Consider the following 17,063-nt stretch of genomic DNA (forward strand, 5'->3'; position numbering starts at 1 on the left):
ATCCACAACGCGTCCGGTCGCACTCGTCCCGGGCGTGCGGGACCCCTTCCGTGGTCAGGCCAGGTTCGGGATGACCTCGCGCTCGAAGAGCTCGATGCCCGAGCGGTCGTAGGCGGCCTCGGGGAAGTAGAAGATCCCGTAGGTCATCCCGCGCTCCTGCATCCCGCGCAGGTTCTCCACGATCTGCTCCGGCGTGCCGACGCCCGGCAGTCCGCGGAAGCCGCCGAGCTGCGCCTCTGCCTTCTCCTTGCCGACGTACGGGGTCAGCCGGTCGACCAGCTGCCGCAGCCGGTCGGAGACCTCGGCCTCCGTGGCGCCGACGGCGACGTTGTAGTTCGCCGTCCGGACGATCGCCTCGAAGTCGGTGCCGAGCTCCCCGCAGTGCCGGGCGAGGACCTCGGACTTCGCGGTGAAGCCCTCGGGGCTGCCGTCGAAGTTGGTGTAGTCGGCGTACCGCGCCGCGATCCGCAGCGTGACCTTCTCCCCGCCGCCCGCGATCCAGATGGGGATGCCGCCGTCCTGGATCGGCCGCGGCTCGCAGATCGCGCCGTCGACCCGGTAGTGCGTGCCGTCCAGGGTCGCCACGCCCTTCTGCCAGGCCTGCCGGAAGATCTGCACGCCCTCGTCGAGCATCCCGAGCCGGTCCTTCGGCGGCGGGAAGCCGTAGCCGTAGGCCCGCCACTCGTGCTCGTACCAGCCGCCGCCGATGCCCATCTCCACGCGCCCGCCGGACACGACGTCGACGGTCGCGGCGACCTTCGCCAGGTACGCCGGGTTGCGGTAGGCCATGCACGTGCACATCTGGCCGAGGCGGACCCGCTCGGTCGACGCCGCGAACGCCGCCATCAGCGTCCACGCCTCGTGGGTGGCCTGGTCGGTCGGCGCCGGGACGGTGTGGAAGTGGTCGTACACCCAGATCGACTCCCACGGGCCCGCGTCGGCGTGGGCCGCGAGCCCCTTCATCACCGCCCACTGCTCGGCGGGGTCGATGCCGACGAGATCGTGCCGCCAGCCCTGGGGAACGAAGAGACCGAAGCGCATGACCCGAGCCTAGGACCGGGAACCACCGCACGCCGGGCGTGCGGGCGTGCTGCCGGTTCCCGCCGGACGCCACCGACCGGACCGGCCCTCGCACAACCGGTCAGCCCTCGCACAACGGCCAGCCCTCGCACAACCGGTCAGCCCTCGCACAACCGGTCAGTCCTCGCACAACCGGTCGGCCCTCCCACAACCGCTCAGGCTCAGCGGTCGCACCCGGTCGACCCCACCGGTCAGCCGGCACACACCCGGGCGGCCCTCCCACAACCGCCCGGGGCGGCTCTCACACCCGTGATCTTCAGGGCACACCCGGTCGACGGCAGGCACGGCGCCTCACGGGGTGTGCGGCAGGGAGAGGCGGCGGCCGCGGTCCGTCTTCGCCCCGGAGCTCGCGCGAGCGGAGGGACGAGGGACGACGAGGCGGCGCGCCCGCTGCACACCCGCGTGGTCGCGGTACACGTCGTCAACAGGGTGTGTGGCTGCCCTCCCGGGTGTCCGACGGCTCCGCACCGGGTGTGCCGCGCCTCGAGGTCTGTGCGGGCCGGCGCACCGGCCCCGCCACACCCACCTCGGCTCTGCGATACTGCGCTGGGTGCCGACGTCCGCGCCTCGTGCGGGGGTACGGTCGGTCCCGTGAGCGAGCCCCGCCCCGAGCCCCCGCAGGTCAGGATCGGCAACGCCGAGCGCGAGGACGCCGCCCGGGCGCTCGCGGAGCACTTCTCGCACGGCCGGCTCGACGGCGGCGAGTACGAGGAGCGGGTCGCGCAGGCGTGGGCCGCACGGACGCTCGACGACCTGGGCGGCCTGTTCACCGACCTCCCCGCGCCGCACCCGTCGGCGCTGTGGAACCGCACGGTCGAGCCCGGCGGGCACACCGGTGCGGGCCAGGCCTACGGCCCGCCGGCGGGCCTGCCCGCCGGGTACGCCGGGCCGTACACCGGCCAGCAGCCCTTCACCGGCGGGTACGGGCCCGGGCACGCGCCCGTGCCCTACGGCGGCGGCTCCCCGACCTACGGCGCGCCCGGCCTGCCGCACCACACCCTGGGCGGCACCCCCGACGCGCCGTACGGCCGCGAACCCGGCACCGGCATCCCCTACTCCGACAAGTCCAAGCTGGCCGCGGGCCTGCTGCAGCTGTTCCTGGGCGGCGCCGGGATCGGCCGCTTCTACACGGGGCACAACGGCATCGCCGTGGCCCAGCTGATCGTCACCCTGGTGACCTTCGGGCTGGGCGCGATCTGGGGCTTCGTCGACGGGATCGTCCTGCTCGCGGGCCGCTCCACGGACGCGCAGGGCCGCCCGCTGCGGCCCTGACCGCGTCCCCGGAACCGGGCCCCTCCCCGGAACCGGACCCCTCCCCGGAACCGGACCCCCTCGCCGGTCCCGGGGCCCAGCGACGTGGGACCGCCGTCGATCGCGAACCGCCGTCAGCCCCGCGCCGCCGCCAGCGCGTTCTCGCCGAGCCGGGCGAGCGTGGCCTCCGGGGTGAGCGGGTGGAACGGGCCGCCCCGCACGTCGCGGTAGGCCCGCTCGAGCGGCGACCTCCGGAAGAACGCCACTCCCCCGGCCACCTCCAGCGCCCGGTCCACGACCGCCCGCGCCTCGACGACGACGTGCCGTTTCGCCGTCAGCACCGCGTCGAGGGTCGGGTCGTCGGCGGCCGGGTCGTCGCCGACCTCGTCGACCGCGGCGAGGAGGGCCCAGTGCGCGACCCGCAGCCGCGCCCGCATCTCCCCGATCCCGCGCACCGCCGCGGCCGGAACCTCGGACCGCCCGACGACCAGCCGTTCGGCCTCCTCGCACGCCCCGTGCGCCACCCCCAGGTACGCCGCCGCCGCGACCGGCGCGAAATGGATCACCGCGACGAGCAGCGGACCGGCGAGCACCCCGTACGGCCGGGTGCCGAGGATCTTCTCCTCCGGCACGAAGACCCCGTCGAGCACGACGTCGTGGCTGGCGGTGCCGCGCATGCCGAGGGTGTCCCAGGTCTCGACGATGCCGACCCCCGGCGCCGAGAACGGCACCCCGGCGTGCAGGATGACCGCGTCGGGCCCCGGCTCGCCGAGCACCGCGGAGGTGGAGAGCACCCCCGCGACCGGGGCCTGGCTGCAGAAGGTCTTGCGGCCGTCGAACCGGTAGCCGCCCTCGACCGGGGTTGCGGTGGTCGTCGGGCAGACCCAGTCGGAGCCACCGCTGGTGGCGAGGACCAGGCCCTCGCCGGCGATGCGCCGTAGCACCCCGGCCGCGTCCGGCTTGCCGCGCCGGTGCCGCCACACCTGCATGCGGGTGAGGTAGAGGTGCATCGCGGCCGCGAGCGCCGCGGAGCCGGACCAGCGGCCCAGCTCCTCCTCCGCCAGCACGACCTGCCGCAGGGTCGCGCCGATCCCGCCGAGCTCGGCCGGGACGGCGAGGCGCAGGTAGCCGAGCTCGGCCATCGCGGTGTAGGCCTCGTCGACGAAGTCGGCCCGGGTGTCGTGCACCGCCTCGAAGGGCGCGGCGGCCCGGCCGACCTCCCGGGCGAGGGCGAGGACGTCCGCGTCGGTCGGAGCGGACGCCGTGGGCTGCGCGAGAGTCGTCATGCCGGGAGGATCCGGCGGTTCCGGGATGCCGGATAGTTCCGAAACTGAACCGGGCCGAGGAGCATGTACGGGCATGTCCCGCTACGGCCAGTACTGCCCCATCACGCGGTCGCTGGAGATCCTGGGCGACCGGTGGACCCTGCTCGTGGTCCGTGACCTGCTCGTCGGCGCCACCCGGTTCAACGAGCTCGCCCGGGGCCTGCCGGGGATGTCGCGGGCGCTGCTGTCGAAACGGCTCGGCCAGCTCGAGCGCGCCGGTCTGGTGGTGCACGCCGACGGCGAGTACCACCCGACACCCGCCGCCGAGGAGCTGTTGCCCCTGCTCTTCGGCCTGGCCGAGTGGGGCGCCCGCTGGGCCTTCGGCGAGCCGCGGCCCGACGAGCTGGACCCGACCACGCTCATGTGGTGGATCCGCGGCGGGATCGACCCGGGGCCGCTGGGCGACCGGAGGACCGTGCTGCACGTCCACGTCCCGGACGCCCGGCGCCGACGGTTCTGGTTCGTGATCCAGCCGCACGACGTGTCGCTCTGCTTCACCGACCCCGGCTTCGAGGTCGACGCGGTCCTCGAGTCCCCGCTGGCTGTGCTCTACCAGGTGTGGGACGGCGCCCTGGACCTCGCCACGGTCCGCGCCGACGGCCGGGTGTCCCTCTCCGGGCGCCGGGACGTGGTGGTGCGACTGCCGCAGGCGTTGCGGCTGAGCCCGGTCGCCCCGTACGTGCGGCGCGGGTTGGCCCGGGCCGCGGCCGGCTGACCGGGACCGCTCGAGCCGCCCTCTCTCGTGCGGACCTCCCGCACGAGAGTGCCGTTCGTCCGGGCGTCAGCTCTCCTTGCGCTTCGCGAAGGCCGTCGGCCGGTCCGGCCACGGGGCGTCGAGCGGCCGCGGCTCGGCGTGCCCGTCCCGCACCGCCTGCAGGGCGAGGATCCCGGCGACGGTCGTGGCGTTCACGATCTCGCCGTGCAGCACCATCGCGACCGCCTCGGCGAGCGGAATCCAGCGCAGCTCGAGTTCGGACTCCTCGTCGTCGTCGCCCAGGTCGGGGCGATCCACCTCGCGCAGCCCGGTGGCCAGGAAGACCCGGATCGCCTCCTCGGAGAAGCCCGGCGAGGGCACCGCGTCGACGAGCACCGACCAGTGCTCGGCGGTGAGGCCGGCCTCCTCCTCGAGCTCGCGGGCCGCCGCGGCGACGGGGTCCTCGCCGGCCTGGTCGAGCAGCCCGGCCGGCATCTCCCACAGCCGGCGCCGCACGGCGTGCCGGTACTGCAGGATCAACATCAGCCGGTCCTGCTCGTCGGCCGCGGCGATCGCGACCGCCCCGGGGTGCTCGACGATCTCGCGGGTCGCCTCGCGGCCCCCGGGCATGCGGACCGTGTCCGCCCGGACGGCCATCACACGGCCCTCGTAGATGTCCCGCGAGGCGGTGATCGGGAAGTCGTGCGTGCCCGGGGTGCTCCGGCTCACGAGCCCACCTCGGCCGGCTCGACCGGCGACCCCGCGGGCTCGGTGCGCTCGGCCTTGCCGTTGCCCTTGGCCCGGGACGGCATCTCCACGGGGAGCCGGTCCTCGGCGTTGTACCGCAGCGCCGCCTTCACGAACGCCGCGAACAGCGGGTGCGGGCGCGTCGGGCGGCTCTTGAGCTCCGGGTGCGCCTGGGTGCCCACGAAGAACGGGTGCTTCTCCGCCGGGAGCTCCACGAACTCGACGAGCGTCCCGTCCGGCGAGGTCCCGCCGAACACCAGCCCGGCCTCGGCGAGCCGGTCCCGGTAGGAGTTGTTGACCTCGTAGCGGTGCCGGTGCCGCTCGGACACCTCGCGGGCGCCGTAGGCCCGGGCGACGACGGTGCCCTCGCCCAGGGCGGCCGGGTAGGCGCCGAGCCGCATGGTCCCGCCCATGTCGCGCTCCCCGGCGACGACGTCGAGCTGCTCGGCCATCGTCGAGATGACCGGGTGCGGGGTGCGCGGGTCGAACTCGCTGGAGCTGGCCCCGTCCAGGCCGGCGAGGTTGCGCGCCGCTTCGATCACCATGCACTGCAGGCCCAGGCACAGTCCGAGGGTGGGGATCCCGCGGGTGCGGGCGTGGGTGATGGCGCCGAGCTTGCCCTCGATGCCGCGGATGCCGAATCCGCCGGGGATCAGCACGCCGTCGACGCCCTCCAGCGCGGTGGCCGCCCCGGACGGGGTCTCGCAGTCGTCCGAGACGACCCAGCGCAGGTCGACCTTGGCGCGGTGCGCGAACCCCCCGGCCCGCAGCGCCTCGGTGACCGAGAGGTAGGCGTCGGGCAGGTCGACGTACTTGCCGACGAGCGCGATCGTGACCTTCTCGTCCGGGTTGTGCACGCGGTCGAGCAGGTCGCCCCAGACCGTCCAGTCGACGTCCCGGAAGGGCAGCCCGAGCCGGCGGACCACGTAGGCGTCGAGCGCCTCGCGGTGCAGCACGCGCGGGATGTCGTAGATCGAGGGGGCGTCCGGGCAGGCGGCGACGCCGTCCATCTCCACGTCGCACATCAGCGAGATCTTGCGCTTCATCGCCTCCGGGATCTCCCGGTCGGCGCGCAGGACGAGCGCGTCGGGCTGGATACCGATGTTGCGCAGGGCGGCGACGGAGTGCTGGGTGGGCTTGGTCTTCAGCTCGCCCGACGGCGCCAGGTACGGCACCAGCGAGACGTGCAGGAAGAAGCAGTTGTCCCGGCCGACCTCGTGGCGCACCTGGCGGGCCGCCTCGACGAAGGGGAGCGACTCGATGTCGCCGATGGTGCCGCCGACCTCGGTGATGACGACGTCGGGCGCCGCACCGTCCGCGTCGGGCTCCGCCATCGCGAGGATCCGGTCCTTGATCTCGTTCGTGATGTGCGGGATGACCTGCACGGTGTCGCCCAGGTACTCGCCGCGCCGTTCCTTGGCGATGACCTCGGAGTACACCTGGCCGGTGGTGACGTTGGCCCGGCCGTGCAGGTCCCGGTCGAGGAACCGCTCGTAGTGGCCGATGTCGAGGTCCGTCTCGGCGCCGTCCTCGGTGACGAAGACCTCGCCGTGCTGGAACGGGTTCATCGTCCCGGGGTCGACGTTGAGGTACGGGTCGAGCTTCTGCATCGTGACCCGCAGCCCGCGCGCGGTGAGCAGCTGGCCGAGGGACGACGCGGTGAGGCCTTTGCCCAGCGAGGATGCGACCCCGCCGGTGACGAACAGATGACGGGTCGCGCGTGTCTGCACGGAACTTCAGTGTACCCGGGCCCTCCGCCCGGCCCGCCCGGACCGTCCCGCCGCGTGTCGCCGCCGCCCCGGATGCACGGACGGCGCTCTCGTTCTGGAGGGGTGAGCGAGAGCGCCGTCCGTTCGGTGCCGGTCAGGCCCCGGGGGCCGAGCCCCCGGAGGCGCTGCGGTCGGAGCCGTAGCTGCCGGCCCCGCCGTCGAGCTGCTCCTTGAGCGCCAGGACCGTGGCGACGCGTCCGGCGCCGGTCTGGACGTCGTCGACGGTGGACAGGCCCGCGGTCGACCCGCCGGCCGCCCGCGCGACGCCGATCGGGCCGGTCGCCGAGGCCGAGCCCTCCCGGCCGGCCAGCACCGCGCCGGCCCCGGCGCGGTCCAGCTGCGCGGCCAGGCGGGCGAGCAGGGCGGCCAGGTCGCCCGCGTCGGGTCCCTGGGCGGCGCCGCCGGTCAGGACCACGACGAGGTCCGCCGGCCCGGGGGCCGTGCCGGGCTGGACGAACCCGGCGTCGGCGAGCCCGGTCCACACCGCGCCCGCCTGGTCCGCGCTCGGGGCGCTCTTCGTGCTCATGACGCTGCCGAGCAGGCCGCCCGCCAGGCTGCCGGTGTCCGAGGCGGAGGGCAGCTGGGCACCGGCGGGCAGCAGCTCGGCGGCGAGGGCGTTGAGCTGGTCCGAGCGGGCCGGGTCGCCGACGGCGTCGGTGAGCGTGATCGTGCCGGTCACCGTGCCGCCCGCCTGCCCGACGAGCCGGATGACGGACTCGGCGTCGGTCTGCTCGCCGCCCGCCTGCACCAGCGCCACGCTCTTGCCGGTCAGCAGCCCGCGCACCGCCGCCGGGCCGACCCGGCTCGCGAACTGGTCCGCCGCGGCCTGCTCGTCGAGGAGGGCGTCCCGCTCGGTGGTCAGGGTGGTCACCTGGGTGGAGAGGTCGTCGCGATCGGCCGAGACCGCGGCGAGCAGCCGGTCGGACAGGCCGCTCGCGCCGAGCACCACGCCGACCGCGAGCGCGAGGAACACCGCCGCGAGGGAGACCGCGTGGTAGCGCAGCGAGATCACCGGACGAACCACCCCTTGATCAGGTCGAGCAGGGCGGTCGCCGTCGTGGTGATCCAGGTCAGGACCGCGTCCCCGGCCTGCGACATCAGCAGTGCGGCCAGGACCGCGACGAGCGCCGCCCCGATGAGCAGCAGCAGCGCGCCGGTGGAGATCCGGCTGCGGTAGAGCTGGGCGATGACCCGGCCGTCGACCAGCTGTCCCCCCACCTGGAGGCGGGTGAGGAAGGTCGAGGCGTTCGAGCCGGACCGGCCCCGGTCGAGGAACTCGGCCATGGTGGCCGACAGGCCCACGGTCACGATCATCGAGGCGCCGTGGTGGTGTGCGAGCAGCAGCGCGAGGTCCTCGGGGTTGGCCGACGACGGGAAGGTCACCGCACTCGCGCCCAGGTCCTGGACCCGGTGCAGACCCGGCGCGTGGCCGTCGGCGAAGGCCGGGACGACGACGTCGGCGCCGCTGGTCAGCGTCTCGTCCGAGATGTCGGAGGGGTCGCCGACGATGAGGTGCGGCGTGTGTCCTGCGGCCCGCAGCGCGTCGGCGCCGGCCCCGACGCCGATCAGCACCGGCTGGTACTCGCGGACGTAGTGGCCGAGCCGGGCGAGCTCCTTGGCGTGGTCGAAGCCCGCCGCGACCACGAGGACCTGCCGCCCCCGCAGCGCGACGTCGACCTCCGGGACGCCGTAGCCGTCGAGCAGCAGCGAGCGCTCCTGCCGCATGAACTCGGTCGTGTTCGCCGCGAAGGCCTCGAGCTGGTGGATGAGTCCGGACTTGGCCTCGACCAGGGCGTCGGCGACCGAGTCGGCCGTCTGCTCGGTGCCGCGGGCCAGCTCCAGCTCGCCCGCGTAGACCACGCCCTCGTGCACCCGGATCCGCGCGCCGTCGCGCACGTCGTGCAGGACCTCGGGCCCGGCCCCGTCGATCAGCGGGACACCCGCTGCCAGCAGCGCCTCCGGCCCGAGGTTCGGGAAGCGCCCGGAGATGGACGGCGAGGCGTTGACGACGGCGGCGACCTCGGCCGCGATCAGCGCGTCGGCCGTGGCGCGGTCCATGTCGATCTGGTCGAGCACCGCGATGTCGCCCGGCTTGAGCCGCTTGAGCAACGCGTCCGTGCGCTTGTCGACGCGCGCGGTCCCGGCGAGCCCGGGCAGCTCGGGTCGCGAGCGGTGCAGCAGGCCGGTCAGCTTCATGCCGCGCACCCTGGCACCGCCCCGGCACGGATCGGTGAAGGCGCGCCGCACCGTGACCGCCCCGTCACCCGGCCCGGCCACGGCGCCGCCGGGCAGCACCGCGAACGCGCCCGGACCCCCGGGCCGCCGCCCGAGAACCTCGACGAGGCGGGGCTCCCGTCGTGTCGGCGCACCGCTGCCGGTCCGTCAGGCCTTCCGCCGGCGCTTCCGGGGCTCGGCCCGGTCCTCCTCGCGGTGCGTGCGGGCGGCGGCGAGCAGCTCCCCGGCGTGCGCGCGCCCGGTGTCGGTGTCGTCCAGCCCGGCGAGCATCCGCGCCAGCTCCACGATCCGCTCGGCTTCGGGCAGCGTGCGCACGCTGCTGCGGGTGACGCCCTCCCCGCGCTTCTTCTGCACCACGAGGTGCCGGTCTGCGTAGGCCGCGACCTGCGGCAGGTGCGTGACCACGATGACCTGGTGCCGTGCGGCCAGCCGGGCCAGCCGGCGGCCGATCTCGACCGCGGCGCGACCGCCCACCCCGGCGTCGACCTCGTCGAACACCATCGTCGGGACCGGGTCGGCGCCCGCGAGCGCGACCTCGAGGGCCAGCATCACCCGGGACAGCTCGCCGCCGGAGGCGCCCTTGTGCAGCGGCTGCGGCGCCGAGCCGGGGTGCGGGACCAGCCGCAGCTCCACCTCGTCCACACCGTCCGACCCGGCGACGACCCAGCGCCCCTCGACGAGCACCGCGTCCGCGGCGTCGGGCCCGGTCGCCCCCCGCGCGGCGACCGAGACGTGCAGCTCCGCGTCCTTCATCGCGAGCCCACCCAGCTCGGCGGTGGTGTCGGCGGCCAACCGGCCGGCGGCCTCGGTGCGTGCGGCGGTCACCACCGCGGCGTGCCCGGCGAGGTCGGCGGCCAGCGCGTCCCGCCGGGCGGCCAGGGCGGCGAGCGCCTCGTCCGAGGTGTCGAGCCCGGCGAGCCGCTCCTGCGCCTGGGCGGCCCACTCCAGCACGCCGTCGATGTCCGCGGCGTACTTGCGGGTGAGCGCCTTGAGCTCGGCCTGCCGGGACAGCACCCGGGAGAGCCGCTCGGGATCGGCGTCGAGCCGGTCCAGGTAGGCGGACAGCTCGGCCGCCACGTCCGTGAGCACGGCGAGGGACTCCCCGAGCCGCGGGTCGAGCGCCGCGAGGTCCGGGTCGCCGCCCGCGTGGAGCCGGTGGCGCGCCTCGCCGACGAGCCCGACCGCGCCCGGGGTCTCCCCGTCGTCCGAGCCGGAGAGCATCGCGCGGGCCAGCCCGGCCGCCTCGCGCAGGTCGTCCGCCGCCGCGAGCCGCTTCGCCTCCTCGACGAGCTCGCGGTCCTCCCCCGGCTGCGGCGCGACCGCCTCGATCTCGGTCAGCCCGTGCCGGAGCAGGTCCGCCTCCTGGGCCAGCCGGCGCGCGTTGTCCCGGCGCTCGACGAGCTCGGCGGACACGGCCTGCCACTCCGCGCGCGTCTCGCGGTAGGCGGCCAGCGGCTTGGAAACGGCTTCGCCCGCGTACCGGTCCAGCAGGGCGCGCTGGTCGGCGGGGCGCAGCAGGCGGAGCTGGTCGTTCTGCCCGTGGACCGCGAGCGTGGCCTCGGCGAGCCGGCCGAGCACGCCGATCGGCACGGACCGCCCGCCGAGGTGCGCGCGGGAACGCCCGTCCGCCGACACCGAGCGGACCGCGATGAGCGTGCCGTCCTCGTCCGCCTCCGCGCCGACCTCCTCGGCCAGCTCCAGCGCCGCGGCGCCGCTGCGCTCGAACCGGCCCTCCACGACGGCCCGCGACGCGCCCTCGGCGACCCGCGACGCCTCCGCCCGGCCGCCGCCCAGCAGGGACAGCCCGGTCACGACCATGGTCTTGCCCGCGCCGGTCTCCCCGGTGAGCACCGTGAGGCCCGGGTCGAGCTCGAGCGTGGCGTCGTCGATCACGCCGAGGCCCTGGATGCGCATCTCGGCCAGCATGGGCCGCACGATACGGGCCACCCCCGACAGATCCGCGCGCAGACCGCGGTGTGTCCGGCGGACGCCGCGACCCGGTGTCGCTCAGTTGTCGCTCAGTGCTCGTCGGGTATCTCGGGCGCGCCCCGCCAGCCGCGGACCGGCAGGTCGAACTTGCGGACCAGACGGTCGGCGAAGGGCTGCGCGGCCAGTCGCATCATCCGGACCGGCTCGACGCCGCGGCACAGCTCCACCCGGGCGCCGGGCGGCACGTCGAGGACCCGCCGGCCGTCGCAGTCGAGCACGGCGGGCGGTCCGGTGGCGTCGATCTCCACCGCGACGTGGCTCTCGGGGGACACGAGCATCGGCCGCGCGAACAGTGCGTGCGCGTTGCTCGGCACCACCAGCATCGCCTCGACCTGCGGCCACACCAGCGGGCCGCCCGCGGAGAAGGCGTACGCGGTCGACCCCGTCGGGGTGGAGCAGATGACGCCGTCGCAGCCGAAGCTCGAGACCGGCCGGCCGTCGATCTCCAGCACGACCTCGAGGATCCGCTCGCGCGTGCTCTTCTCCACGACGCCCTCGTTGAGCGCCCACGTCCGCGCGAGGACCTGGCCGCGGTGCCGCACCACGGCGTCGATCGTCATGCGCTCCTCGACCTCGTAGGTCCCGGCGACGATCGCGTCGAGCGCCTCGCCCAGCGACTCCTGCTCGGCCTCGGCGAGGAAGCCGATGCGGCCGAGGTTGACCCCGAGCAGGGGCACCTTCGCGGGCCGGGCCAGGTCGGCCGCGCGCAACAGCGTTCCGTCGCCGCCGAGCACGAGCACGGCCTCGGTCTCCGCCGCGCACGCCGGCGTGCCGTCGACGACGATCGGGCGCAGCTCGGGGGGCAGGTCGGTGCCGTTGTCGACCTCGGCCCACTCGTCGGCCAGCACCCGCAGCCGGATGCCGTCCTTCGCCAGGCGGTGGGCGACGCGGGCGGCGACCCGGCGGTTCGTCGCCCGCCCCGCGTGCAGGACGACGAGCAGCTCCCTCACCGGGGACCCTCCTCGACCGCGCGGGCCAGCGGCGCGTCGCCCACGTCGGCGCCCGGGTCCGCCCCTTCGCCGCCGCGCGCCAGGCGGAGGAAGTACTCGACGTTGCCGGACGGGCCGGGCAGCGGGCTGGCGACCGCGCCGCGCACGGCGAGGCCGAGGCCCCGCGCGGCCTCGGCGACCTCGGTCAACGCGGCCAGCCGCAGCGCCGGGTCGCGCACGACCCCGCCCGCGCCCAGCCGCTCCCTGCCCACCTCGAACTGCGGTTTGACCATCGGTACCAGGGTGCCACCCGGCGCGGTGCAGGCGACGAGGGCCGGCAGCACGGTGCGCAGCGAGATGAACGACAGGTCCGCGACGGTGAGGTCGACGACCCCGTCGATCTGCTCCGGCCCGAGCGCCCGGACGTTGGTGCGGTCGTGCACGCGCACCCGCGGGTCGGACTGCAGCCGCCAGACCAGCTGGCCGTAGCCGACGTCGACCGCCACGACCTCCCGCGCCCCGCGCCGGAGCAGGACGTCGGTGAACCCGCCGGTAGAGGCCCCGGCGTCGAGGCAGCGCCTGCCCCCGACGACGACGTCGGGAAAGGCGTCGAGCGCGCCGAGCAGCTTGTGCGCGCCGCGGGAGGCCCAGTCCGGCTCGTCCGCCCGCTCCTCGACGACGACGGGGGTCGCCCGGTCGACCTGGGTCGCCGGTTTCCCCGCGGGCAACCCGTTGACCAGCACCCGCCCCGCGGTGATCAGCTCGGCCGCGTGCTGCCGCGAGCGGGCGAGCTTGCGCCGGACGAGCTCCGCGTCGAGCCGGGAACGGGTGGGCACGGCGGACCCCGGTCAGGCCCGCTCGGGCGAGCCGGCGGCGAGGGCGGCGCCCAACGCGGCGTGGACCCGCTCGAAGGCGGCGACGTGCTCCTCCGCGGGCCGCTCGGCGACCGCGTCGAGGGCGCCGAGGGCGGCCTCGACGTCGGCCCGCACGGCCTCCAGCGGGCGCGCGGACGGCGGGCGCGGGTCGCCCGGGACGGGAACGGTCATCGCTCGTGCTCTCCGGTCGGGGTCCGACGGTGCGTCGGCGTGATCGCCACGGTAGTCGAGGCGGGCGACCGGCCGTCGGCCGACGTCCGGCGCGTGCTCAGCCGAGACCGAGCCGGCCGAGCACCGCGCGCGCCGCGTCGCCCTCGGCCCGCACCAGCGCCGCGCCGCCACCGGCGGCCCAGTGCACCGCGCAGAGCGCGCGCAGGGCGTCGAGGTCCTCCCCCTCGCCCGAGAGCACCAGGTCCCCGCTCACGGTCCAGCCGTCCCGGGACCCCGGCGCCAGCTCCTCGGCGGGCCGGAAGAGCGCCCCGAGGTTCGCCCCGAGGTAGGTCGGGCGCTGCGGTTCGGGCGCCTCCAGCACCTCCCGCGGCGTCGACACCCCCGTCAGGACGGCGAGCGTCGGCAGGCCGGCCGCGTTGCCGCCCTGGATGTCGGTGTCGAGCCGGTCGCCGATCACCAGGCCGCGCTCGCGCCCGGACGCGCGCAGCGCCTCCTGGATCAGGGTCGGCGCCGGCTTGCCGGCCACCTGCGGCTCCGCCCCGCTCGCGATGCGCACCACACCGACGAACGAGCCGTTGCCCGGCATGGGGCCGCGGTCGGTCGGGAGCGTGGGGTCGACGTTCGTCGCCACCCACAGCGCGCCCCGCCGGATCGCGAACGTGGCCTCGGCGAGGATCCGCCAGCCGGTGTCGGGCGAGTGGCCCTGGACCACGGCGTCGGCGTCCTCGGCCGCGTCCACGACGCGCAGGCCCCGGCGGGTCACCTCCTCCGCCAGCGCGCTCGTCCCCACGACCAGCACCCGCGCGCCCTCCGGCAGCTGCGCGGCGAGCATCGCGGCCCCGGCCTGGGAGCTGGTGCGGACGTCCTCGGTCGTCGCCGGGTAGCCCAGCTCCGCGAGGTGCGCCGCGACGTCCGACGGCCGGCGCGAGGCGTTGTTCGTGACGTACGAGGTCCGCACGCCGCGGTCCTGCGCCGCCGCGATCGCCTCGACGGCTCCCGGGACCGCGGACGGCCCCGCGTAGAGGGTGCCGTCGAGGTCCACCAGCAGGACGTCGAACCGGGAGAGGAGGTCGTCGCTCACGAGGACTGCCCACCCTCCGGACCCTGGGCAGGCCACGTGTCGATCGGGGGCTCGGGGTCGCCGTCCTCGTCGGGCTCCTGCGCGACGGCGGCGGGGGCGTCGGCCTCGTCGAGCTCGTCCTCGTCCAGGTCGGCGTCGGCCTCGTCGAGCTCGTCGTCCTCGTCGAGCTCGTCGTCCTCGTCGAGCTCGTCGTCCTCGTCGAGCTCGTCGGCCTCGTCGAGCTCGTCGGCCTCGGCATCGGCTCGGTCGTCGACGTCGGCGGACTCGTCGATGAGGTCGTCGTCCGCCTCGTCGCCCTCGTCGGCCTCGTCGAGGTCCTCGCGCTCGTCGGCGAGGTCGCCCTCGGCCTCGTCCTCGTCGTGGTCCTCGGTGAGATCGGTTGCGCGGGCGGGCGGGTCCTCGACGGTGCGGCGGGCGGCCGGGGTGTGGTCGTCGTCCTCCAGGACCTCGCTCACCACGAAGTCCTCGTCGTCGTCCTCGAACTCCTCGCCGGTCAGGTCGGCGAGCCGGCGACGCGCGTCGGTCTCCCCCGCGGCGTCGGCGTCGGCGGCGTGGACGAACCACTGCACCGCGTCCGCCTCCCGGCCCGCGGCGAGAAGGTTGTCGGCGTAGGCGTAGAAGAGGCGCGCGCTCCACGGGTCCCGCTTGCGCGGGTCGAGGTCCGCCCCCTGCAGCCCGACGACGGCGGCGTCGATCTCTCCGAGGTCGCGTCGCGCGCCGGCGGCGACGATGGCGAGCTCGACGCGCTCGGCGTGCCCGAGCTCCTTCGCCTCCGGACCCCGCGCGAGCTCCAGGGCCCGCTCGGGACGGCCGAGGGCGCGCTCGATGTCCGCCATCACCGGGATGTGGCCCGGGCCGCCGCCCATGCGACGTGCGGCACGCAGCTCGCCGAGCGCCTCGTTCCACTCGCCCGCGTGGTAGGCCGCGATGCCCGCGGCCTCCCGGACGACGGCGATGCGCGAGGCCCGCTTCCGCGCGTAGCGCGCGTGCTCGAGCGCCGCCTCGGGGTCCTCGTCGAGGAGCATGCCCGCGGCGACGAGGTGCAGCGCGACCGTCTCGGCGGTCTCCTTCTGCAGCCCCCGCAGGTCGCGCCGGACGTCCGTGTCGAGCGAGTTCGGCCGGACGCCCTCCGGCAGCTCGGGCTCGGCCATGAACGTGGTGGGCACGCCCTCCGCGCTGCGCGGACGGCTCTCGCGACCGTCGCGGTCGAACCGGTTGCCCCGGTCGCCCCGGTCGCCCCGGTCACGCGGCCCACGGCCCGGACGGTCGCCGTCGCGCGGCCCGCCCTCGCGGCGGTCCCGCACCGGGCCGACCCGCTCCCCGCGGAAGCGGCGCTCGCCCTCGGCCGGTCGCTCGCGACGCTCGAACCCCCGGTCGCGGACGTCGTTCCCACCCTGGCGCAACGGCCCGCCGATCCCGTCGCCGCGGTCCGGCCGGGACTCACGCTCCTCCCGGCGGACGGCGGCAGGCCGGTCGTCGCGCGGCCGGTCGTCGCGCGGCCGGTCGTCGCGCGGCCGGTCGTCGCGCGGCCGGTCGTCGCGCGGCCGGTCGTCGCGCGGTCGGTCCCCGCGGTAGCCGCCGCCGGAACGGTCGCCCCCGCGGGCCCCGCGGTCGGACCCGCCGCGGCGGTCGTCACGCTCGAAGCGGCCCCGCCGGTCGTCACGGTCGAACCCGCTGCGGCGCTCGCCCGACCCCCCGCGGGGGTAGGCGCCACCGCGAGCCTCCCGGTCGCCGCCCCGGGCACGCTCGTCGCCCCGGAAGCCGCCCCGACGATCATCCCGGTCGCCCCGGAAGTCACCCCGACGGTCCTCGCGGTCCCCGCGGCGGTCGTCCCGATCGAACCCGCCGCGGCGGTCGCCCTGCGGGCCGTCGGCCCGGAAGCCACGCCGCTCGGGACCGGAGTCCCTGAAACCGCGCGAGTCCCGGTCGACCCGGCCGCCCCCGCGCTCCCGGTCGATACGACGGTCACCCCGGTCGAAGGAGGGACGGCGCTCGTCGCGGTCCGGTTGCCCGCCGCGGAAGTCGCGCTCGTCGCGGCCGTACCGGGCGCCCCCGCGATCACCACGGTCCCCGCGGTCCTGATCGCCGCGGCGGTCGTCCCGGCGATCCCCGAAGGAGCCGCGCCGGTCGTCGCGCTCGAAGCGACCACCGCGGTCGCCCTGGCCGTACCCGCCTCGCGAGGGCCCACCGCGGCGGTCGTCCCGGTCGCCGCCCCGCGGACGGTCGTCGCGCCGGAAGCCGCCCGGGCGGTCGTCGCGGTCGAACCGGTCCCGTCGGTCGGAGAAGCCGCTGCCGCGGCGGTCGTCGCCGTAGCCGCGCGGTCGGTCACCACGACCACCGGTCCCGCGGTCGTCCCGGCCGTATCCGCGCGGGTCGTCGCGCTGCGGGCGGCCCCCGCGCCGGTCGGCCCGCCGGTCGTCGCCGCCCCAGCGGTCGACGTGGACCTTGTCGCTGCGCTCGCTGCGGCCACCTCGGGCAGCCCGGTCGTCGCGTCCGCGGTACCCGCCCCGGGCGTTCCGGTCACGTCCGCCGTCCCGGCCGCCGAAGCCGCCGCGGCCGCGGTCGCCGTCGGAGCCCCGCCGAGGGTCGGAGCGGTCGTCGGCCCGGCGCGGCCCACGCCGGTCGTCCGAGCCGCCCCAGCCGGTGCCGACCCGGCCGCCACCACCGCGCCGGTCGTCCCGGCGGTCGTCGCGGTTCCGGCCCTCGCCGGTCCGCCGCCGGGGGCCGTCCTCGCGTCGGCCGCCCTGCCTGTCATCCCGATCAGTCACTCTGGAATTCCCGTTGTCGTCGCGCCGGCCGTGATCGCGAACGCGATTCCAGCCCTGGGAGAAGATACGAAAAGAGCGCCCCCACCTGCCCGGTGGGGACGCTCTTCGATGTTTGATGTCGGCGGCGACCTACTCTCCCACACCCTGGC

The 17,063-nt window shown here is 76.1% G+C and carries 14 protein-coding genes; 2 read left to right on the forward strand and 12 right to left on the reverse strand.

Translation table 11 applies throughout. The annotated features are described in order from the left end of the window. Positions 1 to 54: 54 nt before the first annotated feature. Complete coding sequence (locus ACFQH9_RS31205; RefSeq protein ID WP_379571901.1) at positions 55 to 1,041, reverse strand: LLM class F420-dependent oxidoreductase; 987 nt, start codon at positions 1,039 to 1,041, stop codon at positions 55 to 57. A gap of 630 nt (positions 1,042 to 1,671) precedes the next feature. On the opposite strand from ACFQH9_RS31205, the gene ACFQH9_RS31210 reads away from it, so the two are divergent. Continuing rightward, on the forward strand, positions 1,672 to 2,352 hold the full coding sequence (locus ACFQH9_RS31210) for a DUF1707 domain-containing protein (protein WP_379571903.1): 681 nt from the start codon (positions 1,672 to 1,674) through the stop codon (positions 2,350 to 2,352). 113 nt (positions 2,353 to 2,465) lie between these two features. Here ACFQH9_RS31210 and ACFQH9_RS31215 read toward each other — a convergent pair whose 3' ends face one another. Further along, a complete protein-coding gene (locus tag ACFQH9_RS31215) occupies positions 2,466 to 3,617 on the reverse strand; it encodes an acyl-CoA dehydrogenase family protein (protein WP_379571905.1) in 1,152 nt (383 codons plus the stop codon). Positions 3,618 to 3,690: 73 nt separating this feature from the next. On the opposite strand from ACFQH9_RS31215, the gene ACFQH9_RS31220 reads away from it, so the two are divergent. Further along, positions 3,691 to 4,371 (forward strand): winged helix-turn-helix transcriptional regulator, encoded by a 681-nt coding sequence (locus ACFQH9_RS31220; RefSeq protein WP_379571907.1) that lies wholly within the window; start codon positions 3,691 to 3,693, stop codon positions 4,369 to 4,371. A 66-nt stretch (positions 4,372 to 4,437) separates the two neighbouring features. Here the strand turns inward: ACFQH9_RS31220 and ACFQH9_RS31225 are convergent, their stop codons facing one another. The 10 genes from ACFQH9_RS31225 to ACFQH9_RS31270 form a co-directional block, all read right to left on the reverse strand. Next, positions 4,438 to 5,079 carry an NUDIX domain-containing protein gene (locus tag ACFQH9_RS31225; protein WP_379571909.1) on the reverse strand — a complete coding sequence of 214 codons (642 nt, stop codon included), beginning with the start codon at positions 5,077 to 5,079 and terminating at the stop codon, positions 4,438 to 4,440. Then, a complete protein-coding gene (locus ACFQH9_RS31230; RefSeq protein ID WP_379571911.1) occupies positions 5,076 to 6,827 on the reverse strand; it encodes a CTP synthase in 1,752 nt (583 codons plus the stop codon). The genes ACFQH9_RS31225 and ACFQH9_RS31230 overlap by 4 nt, the downstream gene beginning before the upstream one ends. Positions 6,828 to 6,960: 133 nt before the next feature. Continuing rightward, positions 6,961 to 7,878, reverse strand: coding sequence for a copper transporter (locus ACFQH9_RS31235; RefSeq protein WP_379571929.1), 918 nt, complete (start codon positions 7,876 to 7,878; stop codon positions 6,961 to 6,963). Then, positions 7,875 to 9,062, reverse strand: a complete 1,188-nt coding sequence (gene steA, locus ACFQH9_RS31240) for a putative cytokinetic ring protein SteA (RefSeq protein ID WP_379571913.1) — start codon at positions 9,060 to 9,062, stop codon at positions 7,875 to 7,877. Before steA ends, ACFQH9_RS31235 begins: the two co-directional genes overlap by 4 nt. A gap of 186 nt (positions 9,063 to 9,248) precedes the next feature. Then, on the reverse strand, positions 9,249 to 11,027 hold the full coding sequence (gene recN, locus ACFQH9_RS31245; protein ID WP_379571915.1) for a DNA repair protein RecN: 1,779 nt from the start codon (positions 11,025 to 11,027) through the stop codon (positions 9,249 to 9,251). Between the two features lie 92 nt (positions 11,028 to 11,119). Beyond that, a complete protein-coding gene (locus ACFQH9_RS31250; protein ID WP_379571917.1) occupies positions 11,120 to 12,040 on the reverse strand; it encodes an NAD kinase in 921 nt (306 codons plus the stop codon). Then, the gene (locus tag ACFQH9_RS31255) at positions 12,037 to 12,855 is read right to left on the reverse strand and encodes a TlyA family RNA methyltransferase (protein WP_379571919.1); all 819 of its coding nucleotides are present in this window, start codon (positions 12,853 to 12,855) and stop codon (positions 12,037 to 12,039) included. Before ACFQH9_RS31255 ends, ACFQH9_RS31250 begins: the two co-directional genes overlap by 4 nt. Before the next feature lie 12 nt (positions 12,856 to 12,867). After that, entirely contained in the window at positions 12,868 to 13,065 is a 198-nt protein-coding gene (locus ACFQH9_RS31260) for a hypothetical protein (RefSeq protein ID WP_379571921.1), read from the reverse strand. A gap of 97 nt (positions 13,066 to 13,162) precedes the next feature. After that, the gene (locus ACFQH9_RS31265; protein WP_379571923.1) at positions 13,163 to 14,146 is read right to left on the reverse strand and encodes an HAD-IIA family hydrolase; all 984 of its coding nucleotides are present in this window, start codon (positions 14,144 to 14,146) and stop codon (positions 13,163 to 13,165) included. Next, positions 14,143 to 16,914 carry a hypothetical protein gene (locus ACFQH9_RS31270; protein ID WP_379571925.1) on the reverse strand — a complete coding sequence of 924 codons (2,772 nt, stop codon included), beginning with the start codon at positions 16,912 to 16,914 and terminating at the stop codon, positions 14,143 to 14,145. The genes ACFQH9_RS31265 and ACFQH9_RS31270 overlap by 4 nt, the downstream gene beginning before the upstream one ends. Positions 16,915 to 17,063 lie beyond the last annotated feature (149 nt).

The organism is Pseudonocardia lutea, from assembly GCF_042658055.1.
Lineage (GTDB): Bacteria > Actinomycetota > Actinomycetes > Mycobacteriales > Pseudonocardiaceae > Pseudonocardia > Pseudonocardia lutea.